This is a genomic window from Amycolatopsis sp. NPDC114504 (assembly GCF_055633595.1).
Map to the genome: position 1 here is coordinate 1,511,251 of NZ_JBVKDU010000003.1, position 13,183 is coordinate 1,524,433.

The 13,183-nt window shown below is 71.2% G+C and carries 11 protein-coding genes; 5 read left to right on the forward strand and 6 right to left on the reverse strand.

Annotation, left to right across the window (positions count from 1 at the left end; all coding sequences use genetic code 11):
* The first annotated feature begins 90 nt into the window (after positions 1-90).
* The gene (locus ACZ7PG_RS28680; protein ID WP_470242143.1) at positions 91-2,328 is read left to right on the forward strand and encodes a helicase-associated domain-containing protein; all 2,238 of its coding nucleotides are present in this window, start codon (positions 91-93) and stop codon (positions 2,326-2,328) included.
* Positions 2,329-2,413: 85 nt separating this feature from the next.
* The gene (locus ACZ7PG_RS28685) at positions 2,414-3,007 is read left to right on the forward strand and encodes a hypothetical protein (RefSeq protein WP_470242144.1); all 594 of its coding nucleotides are present in this window, start codon (positions 2,414-2,416) and stop codon (positions 3,005-3,007) included.
* Positions 3,008-3,051: 44 nt separating this feature from the next.
* Here the strand turns inward: ACZ7PG_RS28685 and ACZ7PG_RS28690 are convergent, their stop codons facing one another.
* The 6 genes from ACZ7PG_RS28690 to ACZ7PG_RS28715 form a co-directional block, all read right to left on the reverse strand.
* On the reverse strand, positions 3,052-3,960 hold the full coding sequence (locus ACZ7PG_RS28690) for a DUF742 domain-containing protein (protein WP_470242145.1): 909 nt from the start codon (positions 3,958-3,960) through the stop codon (positions 3,052-3,054).
* Between the two features lie 6 nt (positions 3,961-3,966).
* Positions 3,967-4,386 carry a roadblock/LC7 domain-containing protein gene (locus tag ACZ7PG_RS28695; RefSeq protein WP_470242146.1) on the reverse strand — a complete coding sequence of 140 codons (420 nt, stop codon included), beginning with the start codon at positions 4,384-4,386 and terminating at the stop codon, positions 3,967-3,969.
* 391 nt (positions 4,387-4,777) lie between these two features.
* Entirely contained in the window at positions 4,778-5,386 is a 609-nt protein-coding gene (locus tag ACZ7PG_RS28700) for a GTP-binding protein (RefSeq protein WP_247017872.1), read from the reverse strand.
* Entirely contained in the window at positions 5,367-6,155 is a 789-nt protein-coding gene (locus ACZ7PG_RS28705) for a DUF742 domain-containing protein (protein WP_470242147.1), read from the reverse strand. The genes ACZ7PG_RS28700 and ACZ7PG_RS28705 overlap by 20 nt, the downstream gene beginning before the upstream one ends.
* Positions 6,156-6,180: 25 nt before the next feature.
* A complete protein-coding gene (locus ACZ7PG_RS28710) occupies positions 6,181-6,642 on the reverse strand; it encodes a roadblock/LC7 domain-containing protein (protein ID WP_155544159.1) in 462 nt (153 codons plus the stop codon).
* Positions 6,643-6,662: 20 nt separating this feature from the next.
* Positions 6,663-9,848, reverse strand: a complete 3,186-nt coding sequence (locus ACZ7PG_RS28715) for a sensor histidine kinase (protein ID WP_470242148.1) — start codon at positions 9,846-9,848, stop codon at positions 6,663-6,665.
* A 724-nt stretch (positions 9,849-10,572) separates the two neighbouring features.
* Here ACZ7PG_RS28715 and ACZ7PG_RS28720 point away from each other — a divergent pair.
* The 3 genes from ACZ7PG_RS28720 to ACZ7PG_RS28730 are packed head-to-tail and all read left to right on the forward strand — an operon-like array spanning position 10,573 to position 13,182.
* The gene (locus ACZ7PG_RS28720; RefSeq protein WP_470242149.1) at positions 10,573-11,580 is read left to right on the forward strand and encodes an ABC transporter substrate-binding protein; all 1,008 of its coding nucleotides are present in this window, start codon (positions 10,573-10,575) and stop codon (positions 11,578-11,580) included.
* A 1-nt stretch (position 11,581) separates the two neighbouring features.
* Positions 11,582-12,352 carry an ABC transporter permease gene (locus tag ACZ7PG_RS28725; protein WP_470242150.1) on the forward strand — a complete coding sequence of 257 codons (771 nt, stop codon included), beginning with the start codon at positions 11,582-11,584 and terminating at the stop codon, positions 12,350-12,352.
* A complete protein-coding gene (locus tag ACZ7PG_RS28730; RefSeq protein WP_470242151.1) occupies positions 12,349-13,182 on the forward strand; it encodes an ABC transporter permease in 834 nt (277 codons plus the stop codon). The genes ACZ7PG_RS28725 and ACZ7PG_RS28730 overlap by 4 nt, the downstream gene beginning before the upstream one ends.
* The last annotated feature ends 1 nt before the right edge of the window (position 13,183 follow it).

The window sequence follows — 13,183 nt, forward strand, 5'->3', positions numbered from 1 at the left end:
AACGTCCTCCACAGCCGTGTTCATGCTCTCGGGAGACAGTCTGCCTGAGCCCGGGCGACCTGTCTCAACCGCCCGGTACCCTGGCCTTCTATGCCCGCGACCTCCTTGGCGGACTGGCTGCGCGCGGAGTCGGACGCCGCTCTCGAAGAGCTGCTCCGCACGCGGCGCGACCTGTCCACGCCGCCGCCCTCCGACAGCACGGTGCTGGCCACCCGCGCCGGCACGCCGGGCTCCGTCGCGCGCGCCTGCGAAGACCTCGACACCGTCACCCTGGCCGTGCTCGAAGCGTGCCTGCTGGCCGGCGCGGACCGCGATCCGGTGCCGGTCGCCGAGGTCGAGGGCCTCGTCGGCACCGACATCGCCGTCCCGCTGGCCCGGCTGCGCGCCCGGGTGCTGGCCTGGGGCCCGGACGACGCGCTGCGCGTGCCGCCCGCGGTCCGGGAGGCGCTCGGGCCGTTCCCGGCGGGGCTGGGCGCGTCGTCGCCGTCGCTCGCCGGTGAGGACCTCGCGGCGCGGCTCGCCGAGCTGTCCGACGACGAGCGTGGCGTGCTGAGCGCCCTCGCCGCGGGCCCGCCGATCGGCCGCACCCGCGACGCGGGGCTCGACCTGACGCTCGAGAAGGCCGGGACACCGGTGCAGAAGCTGCTGGCCCGCGGGCTGCTGCTGCGGCGCGACGACCAGACCGTCGAGCTGCCGCGCGAGCTCGGCGTCGCGGTCCGGGGCGGGGTCTTCGCCCCGGGCGCGCTCACCGAGCCCGAGCTGCCGGTGCACCCGCACCGGTCGTCCACTTTGGACGAAGCTGCGGCCGGTGAGGCGATGGAGTTCCTGCGCCACACCGAATCCCTGCTGCGCTCGTGGTCCGCGGCGCCGCCGCCGGTGCTCAAGTCGGGCGGCCTCGGCGTGCGCGAGCTGAAGAAGCTGGCCAAAGACCTCGACATCGACGAGACGCAGGCGATCCTGCTGGCCGAGCTGGCCGTGGGCGCCGGGCTCGTCGCGGACAGCGAGTCGACCGTGCCCGAGTGGGTGCCGACGACCCTGACCGATTCGTGGCTCGCGTCGCCGACCGCGCAGCGCTGGATGACGCTGGCCCAGGCGTGGCTGGAGCTGCCGCGGCTGCCGGGGATGGCCGGCGGGCGTGACGCCAAGGACAAGCCGATCGCGCCGCTTTCGGAGGAGCTGCGCCGCCCGCTGGCGCCGGTCGCGCGGCGGCGGGTGCTGGCCGCGCTGGCCGACCTGCCCCCGGGCGCCGGGGTGAAGAGCGTGGACGAGCTCGTCGCGGTGCTGGCCTGGCGGGCCCCGCGGCGCGGCGGGCGGCTGCGGGACGAGACCGTCCGCTGGACCATGGCCGAGGCGTCCGCGCTGGGGATCGTCGGGCTAGGCGGCCTCACGACGGCGACGCGGGCGCTGCTCGCCGAAGACCGGCCGGGTGCCGTCGAGGCGATCATGGACGCGCTGCCCGCGCCGGTGGACCACGTGCTGCTGCAGGCCGACCTGACGGTCGTCGCGCCGGGCCCCCTGGAACCGGAGCTGGCGGCGGAGATGAACGCCGTGGCGAACGTCGAGTCGGCCGGCCACGCGACGGTCTACCGGATCACCGAGACCTCCGTCCGGCGCGCGCTGGACACCGGCCGGACCGCGGACGAGCTGCACGCGCTGTTCAAGAAGAAGTCCGCGACGCCGGTCCCGCAGTCGCTGAGCTACCTGGTCGACGACGTCGCCCGGCGGCACGGCCGGCTGCGCGGCGGCGTCGCGGCGTCGTTCTTGCGGTGTGACGACGAAGCGTTGCTGGCGGAGGTGCTGGCCCACCCGGTCGCGGCGGAGCACGACCTCCGCCTGATCGCGCCGACGGTCGTGATCAGCCCGGATCCGCTGCACGAGGTCCTCGCCGGCCTGCGCGCGGCCGGGTTCGCGCCGGCGGCGGAAGGCCCGGACGGCCGGGTCGTCGACATCCGGCCGGGCGGACGCCGGCTGCCGGCGAAGGCCAGGGCCGCTCGCCGGAGCCCCGGTGAGCAGGCGGTGCTGACGTCCGACCAGGCGACCCGGATCGTCTCGAACCTGCGGGCGGGCGACGCCGCGTCCGCGCGACGCCGGGGATCCGCGGTGCGGGCGCCGGTCGGCGGCGGCGCGGACACGTCGGCGACGCTGGAGCTGCTGTCGCGGGCGACGCTGGAACGCCGTGAGGTCTGGATCGGGTTCGTCGACTCACGCGGCACCGCCAGCCAGCGGGTCGTGCGGCCCGTGCGCGTCGGCGGCGGGATCCTCGAAGGCGACGACAACCAGCGGTACTCGCTGCACCGGATCACCTCGGCCGCGCTGGTCGAGGAGTAGTCGCGGGATTCGGTGAATCACCGACGGAACGCCTGACCACGTGGTAAGCCTGGTTCTCCGGATCTTCGGGAACCAGGGAGGGACCATGAAGTGGGGAACGCGCGTGACCGCGCTGGCCGCGGCCACGATCGTCGGCGGGGTCGGGTTCGCCGGGGCGGCTGAGGCGATCGGACCGCCCGTCTACACGAAGTACGACGTCAACGGCACCACCCACGTGGCCAAGCCGGACGCCGACGTCACCCTCGGACCGGGGATCGCCGAGCTGTACACGGACATCGGCCCGTACACGTTCTACGGCACGGTCACGCTGCCGCCGGTGACGATCACCCGGGCCGTGCCGGGCGTGGGAACCGTCAGCGGCAAGCTCACCCTGGGCCCCGGCGCCGTCACCGGGCAGGCCTTCGGCGGGTTCACCGCCACCGCGAAGTGGCCGGTGACGGTCTCGGACGTGACCGTCAACGGCTCGCCCCACGACGTCGGCGCGGCCTGCGGGACCGCCGAGCCGGTCACCACCGAACTGACGTCGACCGACTGGCAGCTCGACAAGGGCGGCCACCTGACCTCGACGTACACCATCGGCGACTTCGCGAACTGCGGGTCGGCGACGGCTTTCGTCAACGCGGCCGTGCCCGGCCCCGGCAACACCCTGGCGCTCGATCTCACCTGGCCCCAGGCCTGACGACGCGCGGGGCCGGGGACCACCTCGGCCCCGTCCGCCGGGGACTAGAGCGCCCGCAGGCCGGCCAGGACGCGTTCCATGAACTCGCGGGACGAGCGGTCCCCGAGGATCAGCTCGGTCTGGTGGATCAGCACCAGACCGATGTCGGCCATGTCGCCGACCAGCACCTTCACCACGCCCAGCGGCAGCCGCAGGTGGGCCGCGATCTCGGCCACCGAGCGCGTGTCCAGGCACAGGTCGCAGATCCGGCGGTGCTCGACCGACCGGACGCCGCGGTACCGGCGCCCGTCGTCGGACGTCGAGACCAGTGCCTCGAGCGCCAGGTTGTGGTCGGAGCGCGTGCGACCGCCGGTGCGCGTGTACGGGCGCACCCGGGAACGCACCGGGGCGACCGGCGGCGGGCTCAGGACGCGGGCCGGTTCCTGCCACGGCTCCGGCTGGGGGATCCAGCGGGTTTCCGGGTCCGGCGGGGGCGTCCAGCCGGTCCGCGGGTCGATCGGCGGGGCCCACGAAGGCGGGGGCGCCGCCTGAGGTCTGGACACCGGCGGTCTCGGCGCCGGGTGCCGGGGGGCCGGAGGTGCCGGCGGGCGGGGCGGGGCCTGCTGGCGAGGCGGGGCCGGCGGACGCGCGCCGCGCGGGGGCGTCCACGCCGGTTCGAGCGGCGGGGGCTCCGGCTCGTAGGTCTCCTCGTCCTGCCACTCCGGCTCGGCGGGGTCGTAACCGTCTTCGTAGCCCTCGTCGAAGTCGGCCGACGACGAACCCCACTCGCGGGTGTCCTCGTCGGTGTAGCCCTGCGGATCCGGCTGCGGCCGCGCCGGCTTGCGCTTGGGCATGATCGTCGACAGCGTCGACATGTCGAACTTGCTGGGCGAATCGAAACCCTCGCGCTCGGTGCCGCGGTGCAGTGCGTCCCAGCCGCTGGAGTCCGGATCGTCGAATCCCGAAATCCTCATCTCGCCCTACCCACGCACGCCGCCCTGGAGCTGCGCGCGCAGCTCAGGGGTGATCTGCTGGCCGACCCGCTCGACGAGCAGGGTCATCTCGTACGCGACCGTGCCGATGTCGCACGTCGGCGCGGCCAGCACCGCCAGCGACGAACCGTCCGAAACGGACATCAGGAACAGGTAGCCGCGCTCCATCTCCACCACGGTCTGGTTGACGCCGCCCGCTTCGAAGCAGCGTGCGGCCCCGTGCGTCAGGCTGATCAGCCCGGACGCGACGGCGGACAGCTGTTCGGCGCGCTCCTGGGGCAGCCCTTCGGACGGCGCCAGGAGCAGCCCGTCGGCGGACACCAGAACAGCGTGCGCGGCGCCGGGCACCCGGCGTACGAAGTCCGTGATGATCCAGCCGAATGTGCCCTGCTGGCCGGAAGCCGTCACTACTGCCCCTCCTCGCTCGTGCGGCGCCGCACGCCGCACCCCGGAGTGGCCGGCACGGCCGGTCGGCGACACCACGGTCCAGCGTATTCGCCCCGCCGGTGGTGTCGAGTCGACCACCGGCCGGTCGCCGCGCACCCTACGTGTGCGCGCGACCGCGCTCCGCACCGACCCGGTCCGGACGGTGCGGGCGGAGCTCACTCCGCGGCCCGCGGTGGCGGGGTGTCCGCGCAGGTCAGCCCGGTGGACGGCGGCCCGGGCGGGCGACGTCATCTTCGACGTTACCCAATCGCGGCGACCGTTCCGTCCTCCGGACGGCGGCAAGGCTCCCCGAAGTGGGTGAAGCGCGTGGAGTTCACTCCAACGGCCGCATCCGGTTCGAGGAGCCATACCCTCAGCCCGCGCGCAAAGCCGAATCGTGCGCGATCGCGTGCTGGACGACGGAGATCAGCACCTGCTTGGCGGAGTCGCGCTCACGCGCGTCGCACGCCATGATCGGGACCGACGGCGCGATGGTGAGCGCGTGCCGCACGTCCTCGATCTGGTGGTGCAGAAGCCGGTCGAAGCAGTTGATGGCCACAACGTAGGGCAGCTTCCGGTTCTCGAAGAAGTCGATCGACGGGAACGCGTCGGCGAGCCGCCGCGTGTCCACCAGCACGACCGCCCCGATGGCACCGACCGCGAGGTCGTCCCACATGAACCAGAACCGATGCTGACCAGGGGTGCCGAAGACGTACAGCACCAGGTCCGAGTCCAGCGAGATGCGCCCGAAGTCCATCGCCACGGTGGTGGTGGTCTTGTTGGGCGTCGCCGAGGTGTCGTCGTGTCCGACGCTGGCCTCGGTCATCATGGCCTCGGTGGTCAGCGGGTCGATCTCGGAGATCGCCCCGACCATTGTTGTCTTCCCCGAACCGAACCCGCCGGCGACCACGATCTTGGCCGACGAGGTCGGACCCGTCACCTGCGGCGCGTTCGCGTCGGAGTCAAATTCTCCGAAGCCCACTGAGCACCCTTTCCATGAACTCGATACTCGGGCGGTCGCCCACGGTCGGGCTGCTGGAGTGCACCAGCACCAGCCCGAGGCCCGCCACGTCACCAATCAACACCCGCACCACGCCGAGCGGCAGCCGCAGCAGCGCGGCCACTTCGGCCACCGACCTCGTGTCGAGGCACAGGTCGCAGATCGACCGGTGCTCGGGCACCCGGACCCGGTCGAGCATCCGGCCCTGGTCGCTGGTCGAGATCAGCGCCTCGATCGCCAGGTCGAGCGTCGCCTTCGTGCGGCCCCGGGTCCGGAAGTACGGCCGGACCAGGCCCGACGTCTCCATCTCGGTCGCCGCCGGCTCGTCGACGTACTCCTGGTTGGCCTGCCGCGGCAGCGCCGCCGCGAACTCGCCGGAGTCCAGCCCCTGCGAGTAGTCGCGGTCGCGTCCGTTGCTGTACGCGGCGAAGTCGTGCGCGTCGTACAAAGGCCCGCTCGACCCGCCGAACAGCTCCGCTCCCGGACCGCCCAGCAGCCGGTCGCGGTATTCGCCGCTACCGGGCTGGATCGGCCGGATCGGTTCCTGACCGGCGTTGCTGTCGGTCAGCCAGTTCGGGGGTTCTCGCACGGGGTCGTTGTCGGACGCCTGCACCCGGCGTGACCGCCATTCGCGGTCGACCCGTTCCCGGAACGACTGCCAGTCCTCCCGGCCGTCGTCCGATTGCTCGGACCACCCGCCGGAGAAGTCGTCACCGAGCCGGCCATCGCCCCTCAAGCGCCCGTCATCCACGGCTCTCTCCTCGGTTCCCGGGTCCTCAGCGGCGGACTGCCGAGCCCTGCAGCTGGGCCCGCATCTCCGGAGTCAGCTGCTGACCGACCCGTTCCACCAGCAGGGTCATCTCGTAGACGACCAAGCCGATGTCGCTCTCCGGCGAACCGAGCACCGCCAGGCACGAACCGTCGGAAACCTGCATGAGGAAGAGGAAGCCGTTGGCCATCTCGACCACGGTCTGCGCGACCGTGCCACCTTCGAACACCTTGGCCGCGCCACGCGCGAGGCTCGTGAGCCCCGACGCCACCGCGGCCAGCTGGTCCGCCCGGTCCTTCGGCAAGCCTCGCGAAGCCGCCAGGAGCAGGCCGTCGGCCGACACCACGACCGCGTGGGCCGCGCCGGGCACCCGGTGCACGAAATCCGTGATCAACCAAGCGAAGCTGCCGGCATTGTTCGTCTTGGCATGCGCTTGGCCGTTCGGCTGCGCGGAGCCACCCGGCTGCATTGCACCCGCCCGTGTCACTTTCACTCCTCACTGCTGTCTGTGGTGTTGCCACGCCCCGGAACCCTGCTGCTTTCCAGCTGATCTTCGGCCGGGAGCTCCTTCAAAGCGTGCCGTCCCGAGGTGTAGCCCCGCTGGAAGCTTGCCATCCTGCTCCGCGCCGCGGACGCCGAGCGGGTGATCGCACCCGTTCCGGGCATGCCCGCGGTGTTGTCCGCGAAGTTGTTCTGCGCCGGCGCGTCGGCCGAAGGACTGTTGATCGACCCCGGCACCAGGTAGGCGTTCGGGACGCGTTTGGGCAGCCCGGCCGTGGTGATCTCCTCGTTCTTGGCCTCGAGCAGCGACTGCGCCTTGCTCCAGCCGTCGTCGGAGGCACTGTGCCAGCCGTCGTCGGGCGGGAGGAGCGGGTGCCGGGTCGCCGCGGTCGGCAGCAGCTCGTCCACCTGTTCCGGGTGCCGGGCTTCCGCCGGTTCGCGCTCGTGACGCCGGGTGACCGGTTCGGCGATGACCGTCCGCTCCGCGACCGGTTCGGCGGTGCCGGTGAGCGGCGGCAGGTTCGGGTCTTCACCCTCGCTCTGCGGCGCAACCGGGTCGCCGGTGGAGTCGTCGCCCTCACTGAACCAGCGTGACAGCACCGACTGGTAAATGGGCAGCCGCCGGGTGGGTACATCGTCCTCGAGAGCCGACGAACCGACCTCCTCCGCGCGTGACGGGGGCTGTGGCGACGACTCCTCCGGTGGGACGTACTTCGGCTCGCGCTTCGGCAGCACCAGCGGCGCGAACTGCGTGTCGTGCGCCCTCGAGCTGGCACCTTCGCCGTTCGTCGACGGCGTCAGCGGGGCCAGGTCTTCGGCGGTCGGCCAGGCCGGCGTCTCGGGCTTCGGCAGCTCGGGCGACAGGAACGGGCCCGCCGCGCGACCGCCGCTGACCAGGTCGTCCAGGCTGATCGGCTGGTCGAGTGGGACCAGGCCGCCCTGGTTCGCCACCGGTTCGTGCACCGGCGGAGGCGGGGGCGGCGGAGCCGACGGCGGGATCGGCGTGTGCGCCGACGTCTGGTCGAAGTCCGACCGCGCGGCCGGGATCGGGATGCTCGGCATCGACATCGACGTCTCGGACCGGTTCGGCGGCAGCGGGGTCTGCCGCGCCATGCCCGGGCGGAGGTGCGTGAGCAGCTCGGCCGGGACGACGACGCGGGCGATCACGCCACCCTCGATGTCCTCGTTCTCGCGCAGCCGGACCTCGATGCCGTGCCGCTTGGCCAGCCGTGAGACCACGTACAGACCCATCCGGCGGGTCACCGACACGTCCAGGTCCGGCGGCTCGGCGAGCCGGCCGTTGACCTCGGCCAGCCGCTCGTCGCTCATGCCGACACCGTGGTCGGTGACCTGGATGGCCAGCGCCTTCCGGCGGGTCACCACGGCACGCACGATGACCTTCGTCTCCGGCTCGGAGAAGTAGGTCGCGTTGTCGAGCAGCTCCGCGAGGACGTGCACGAGGTCGTGGATCGCCAGGCCCTGGACCGCGACGTCGGGCACGATGCCGACCTCGATCCGGGCGTACTGCTCGATCTCGGACACCGCGGCGCCGATGACGTCGGCGGCGGGCACCGGCTTGGGCACGGACTTCGCCAGGCCGGCGCCGGAGAGCACCAGCAGGGACTCACCGTTGCGCCGCAGCCGGGTGGCCAGGTGGTCGAGCTCGAACAGGCTCGCCAAGTGGTCCGGGTCCTGCTCGTCGGCCTCGAGGCGGTCGATGACGCCGAGCTGGCGTTCCACCAGCCGCTGCGACCGCCGGGAGAGGTTCACGAAGATGCCGTTGACGTTCTCGCGCAGGAGCGCCTGCTCGGCGGCCATCTTGACCGCCTGCTCGTGAACGATGTCGAACGACCGCGCGACCTCGCCGATCTCGTCGCGAGAGGTGACGGGCACCGGCTGGACGGCCCGCTTCGAGGCGCCGACCGGGTCCGGGTCGTCGAGGATCGCCTGCACGGTCTCGGGCAGCCGGGTGTACGCGACGTCCAGCGCGCTCTTCCGCAGCACCCGCAGCGGGCGCAGCATCAGGCGGGCGACGAGGAGCATCAGCGCGATCGCGGCGGCCAGCGCGGCGAGCACCACGGCACCGCCGACCCAGGCCGAGTTGACCGCCGCCGTGGCGAGGTCGTCGGCGCGGGTCTTGAGCTGGGCCAGCAGGTTCGACTCGACCGCGTGCAGCTTGTCCGCCGACACGGTGCTGTCCTTGCCGAGCGCCGTCGTGTCGATGCTCGGCGCCGCACCCAGCTGGGCGAAGGAGAACGCCGCGGTCTGGATCCGGCGGCGGTCGTCGACCTCCGGGCCGGAGTAGGTGTCGTTGTAGAGCTGGCGCTGGTCGTCGTCGGCGTTCGCGAGGAAGGCCGAAACCGAGGCGTCCGCACTGGAGGCCGACGCACGCGTCTGGTCCAGGAGGTCACCGGGGAAGCTCCCGCGGAACGCGGCGATCTGCAGCTCGGCGTCGGAGCGGGTGGTGAACTCCTTGGCCTCGCTGATCGCCTGCGTGCTCGTGCCGAGCCGCAGCACGTCCCGGTCGGTGACCGAGGTGGTCACCTCGCGGCCGAGCTCGATCAGCGCGTCGAGGATGCCGGAGTAGGCGGTCATCACCGTGATGTCGGGCAGGCCGTTCGCGGTGTTGAACGCCGCTCGCAGCGGCCGCAGGGCGTCGAGGCGCTGGATACCGCGTGCGTAGCGGTCCTTGGTCGCGTCGTCGTCGTAGCTGAGGGTCGACGCCGCGTTGCGCAGGTTGGTGACCTCGCGGTCGACCTTGGCGATCTGCGAGTCGAGCCCGGTCTGCAGCAACGGGTTCGCGGACGAGATCCGCGCCACCGCCAGCGACCGCTCGTTCTGCAGCTCGTGCACGACCGTGGTGACCTTGACCGCGAACGCGACCTGGTCGGCGGTCTGCTGGAACTCGGCAGCCTGTTGAGCGTCGTCGACCACGCGCAACGTGCCGAGCACGAGCGCGGTCAGAGTCGGGATCAGGAGGATCGCGGCCAGCTTGGACCGCACCCTCCAGTCGCGCATGCCGGAGAACAGCCCGGCCTTCCGGCCCGGAGCATCTCCGGGCGACTGCGCGGGGGTCCCTCCTACCCCCGCGGCGTCTTCGTTCGGCACCGCCGCACCACCATCATCGTTCGTGCTCGTGAAACCCTGGTCGGCCCAGCGCCCGCCAGGGCGCATCGTGTTCTCCTCAGCCACTCGTCAGCACGCTCCCGGCCTTCCGGCTCATCGGCCGATCGGCAGGAGCCCAGCGCGAGACGCTACCCGTACGGGTGAAAAGATCGTCTTCAGTGTCGGCCCTGGGGGTCCCTGAACCCCGCCCGGTCGGGCGGAATCGGTTCAGCTCGAGCATCACGGTCCGGTCCCTGCGCTGGTCCTGCATTGGTCTGTTGGTCCGGCCTAGCCTGCTTGTACGGCGGCTGAGCCCGGCGAAGCAGTGGTCTCCGCGGGGGAGATTCTCTCAGGAAAAGCACAGCGTGCCCTGGTAAACCGGGGATCGACTTGATCGGCCATCCAGGCACTCTCTCTCACTACATCGGAGGTTGATACCTCCCCGCAGGTGCAGAGGGTAGCGAACGCCCGGAGAAGATGTAACCCTCCCGACGCTTCGTGCACGATGTTGCACAGCGTTCGCTCAGTCGGCGCACAGCTGGTGATCTCTTAATCTGGAACTGGGCCCTACGCTGGGTGAACAGCTACGGCGAGTGGAGCAGCGGGTCTAGACCAGAGGCCGAAAGAGTGACTTGCACCACTCCGGTGGGGATTGATCCCACCCGTTGTGAGCGAGCTGTCACCTTCTCTACAGTGACCCGCGTACCCCCGAAAGTGAGTTACACACTTACCCGGGATCCGGTCCACCAAACGTCGATGTTCACGCTAGGAGCAGGCCTTGCTTGGAAACGCCATGAGCAGTGGCCGGGTTCGCACTCGCCGCGCCGCGCTCGGGCTCGCCCTCACCGTCGCGGCCGCGACTGCCCTCACGGGCTGCAGCGCGCTCGGCTCGGACGACTCGAACGCGACGTCGGCCGGGGGCGGCTTGGAAAAGACGAAGATCAAGGTCTCGATCCTGCCGACCACCGACCTGGCGCCGTTCTGGCTGGCCCAGGACAGTGGCTACTTCAAGGCCGAAGGGCTCGAGGTCGAGCAGGTCATCGCACCGAGCGGGCAGGCGTCGATGACGAAGGCGATCTCCGGTGAAGCGGACATCGCCCTTTCGACCTACACGCCGTTCTTCGTCGCCAAGAGCACTGGCGCCGCGGACGTGCAACTGGTCGCCGACGGCACTTCGGTGAACGCCAAGAGCAACGCGATCGTCACCGTGCCGAACTCCCCGGTGAAGACCGTGAACGACCTGGCGGGCAAGCGCATCGCGATCACCGCCAAGAACACCGCGTCCGACATCCTCACCAAGTCGGTGATGAAGGACCACGGCGTCGACTACAACGGCGTCAACTGGGTGCCGATCCCGCTCCCGAACATGGCGGCGGCACTGCAGCAGGGCCAGGTCGACGCGGCCTACATGCCGGAGCCGCAGCTCTCGCAGGCGGCGAAGATCGCCGGCGCGACGCCGGTCATCGACATCAACACCGGCGCCACCCAGGACTTCCCGCTGACCGGCTACGGCGCGACGACGAAGTGGGTGCAGTCGAACCCGAAGACCCTCGCGGCTTTCCAGCGCGCCATGAAGAAGGCGACCGTCGAGGCGATCAACGACCGCGCGAAGGTCGAGCCGCTGCTGATCAAGTACGCGAAGATCGACCAGGACACGGCCAAGCTGCTGACCCTGCCGGGCTACGGGTCCACTTTGGACGCCCGGCGCCTGCAGCGGGTGCCCGACCTGCTGCTGCAGATGGGTGTCATCACCAGCAAGGTCGACGCCGCGGCGATGATCGCTCCGCAGGCGACCAACTGACGTGAAGAAACTGCTTCGTGGGCTGACCGGCCTGGTCTGTTTCCTCCTGCTCTGGGAGCTCGTGGTCCAGGTCGGCCTGGTCAGCAAGACGTTCATCCCGCCGCCGAGCGTCGTCCTGGTCAGCGTCGGGGAGCTGCTCGGTGACCCCGACTTCATCCGCGACGTCGTCGCGACGATGCTCGCCTGGCTGATCGCCGTCCTCATCGCGATCGCCGTCGGCGTGCCGGCCGGGCTGCTGCTGGGCAGTGTCCCGGTGCTGCGCACCGCCACCGCCGCGATCGTCGAGTTCCTCCGCCCGATCCCGGTCACCGCGCTGGTGCCGCTGGTGCTGCTGGTGATCGGCTCCGGCCCCGACGCGAAGATCTCCCTCGCGGTGTACGCCTCGCTGTGGCCGATCATGTTCAACACGATCTACGGCATGGGCGAGATCGACCCGGTGCTGATGGAGACCGCGCGGGCGTGCGGGACCAGCCGGTTCCGGATCCTGTCGTCGGTCGCGCTGCCGCAGACCGCGCCGTTCATCTTCACCGGCCTCCGGCTGTCGGCGACGATCGCGCTCATCGCGGTCGTCAGCGTGGAGTTCCTGGCCGGCTCCGAACTCGGGCTCGGCAACTTCATCCTCGTCGCCAGCACCGGTTCGACCCGGTTCGACCTGGTGCTGGCCGGTACCGTGGTGGCCGGGGTGCTGGGTTACCTGATCAACGAAGGCCTCGAACAGCTGGGCAAGCGGCTGTTCCGCTGGAGCAGCATCGACCGGGAGGCGATCGCGTGAGCACGGCGACTCTTTCCGGCCGGGTGGGCAGGCGGGCCGCGCGCGGCGCCGCCACCGTCGCCCGCAACTGGCTGCTCTTCGCGGTCCTCGTGGTCGTCTGGGAGTTCGCCGCCCGCGCGGGCGGCAGCAAGTTCTTCCCGCCACCGACGGAGATCGCGGTCGCGGCCGCGAAACTGTGGTTCACCGGGCCCGCGTCACACCTGTTCCTCACCGACGCGGTGTTCGACAACGTGTTCCCCAGCCTCGGCCGGATGCTCGGCGGCTGGGCGCTGGCCGCGATCGTCGGCATCGCGCTCGGCGTGCTGGTCGGCCGGTCCGCGCGGGGCATGGACTACGTCGGCCCGCTGTTCGCGTTCTTCCGCTCGATCCCGCCGCCCGCGCTGATCCCGGTGTTCGCGGTGCTGTTCGGGCTGAGCTCGGGGATGCAGATCGGCTCGATCATCTTCGGCGCGGTGTGGCCGGTGCTGCTCAACGCGGTCGACGGGGTCCGCTCGGTCGACCAGGTGAAGGTCGAGACGTCGCGTTCCTTCCGCACGCCCAAGCGGTACTGGATCACGATGGTGGTGCTGCCCGCGGCGGCGCCGAAGATCTTCGCCGGGCTGCGGGTGAGCCTGTCGATCTCGCTGCTGCTGATGGTCGTCTCCGAGCTGGTCGGCGCGTACAACGGCATCGGGCGCTCGCTGATGAACGCCCAGCAGGACTTCGACTTCCCGACCATGTGGTCGTGGCTGGTGCTGCTCGGCATCCTCGGCTACGTCTTCAACACGATCTTCCTGGCCGCGGAACGACGGGTGCTGGCCTGGCAGCCGACCCGCCTCGGCCGCGACTGAC

Excerpts from the sequence above, each read along its gene's own strand:
- ACZ7PG_RS28690 (WP_470242145.1), bottom strand. The coding sequence starts at position 3,960 with ATGAGGATTTCGGGATTCGACGATCCGGACTCCAGCGGCTGGGACGCA.
- ACZ7PG_RS28710 (WP_155544159.1), bottom strand. The coding sequence starts at position 6,642 with ATGCAGCCGGGTGGCTCCGCGCAGCCGAACGGCCAAGCGCATGCCAAG.
- ACZ7PG_RS28685 (WP_470242144.1), top strand. The coding sequence starts at position 2,414 with ATGAAGTGGGGAACGCGCGTGACCGCGCTGGCCGCGGCCACGATCGTC.
- ACZ7PG_RS28715 (WP_470242148.1), bottom strand. The coding sequence starts at position 9,848 with ATGCGCCCTGGCGGGCGCTGGGCCGACCAGGGTTTCACGAGCACGAAC.
- ACZ7PG_RS28720 (WP_470242149.1), top strand. The coding sequence starts at position 10,573 with ATGAGCAGTGGCCGGGTTCGCACTCGCCGCGCCGCGCTCGGGCTCGCC.
- ACZ7PG_RS28680 (WP_470242143.1), top strand. The coding sequence starts at position 91 with ATGCCCGCGACCTCCTTGGCGGACTGGCTGCGCGCGGAGTCGGACGCC.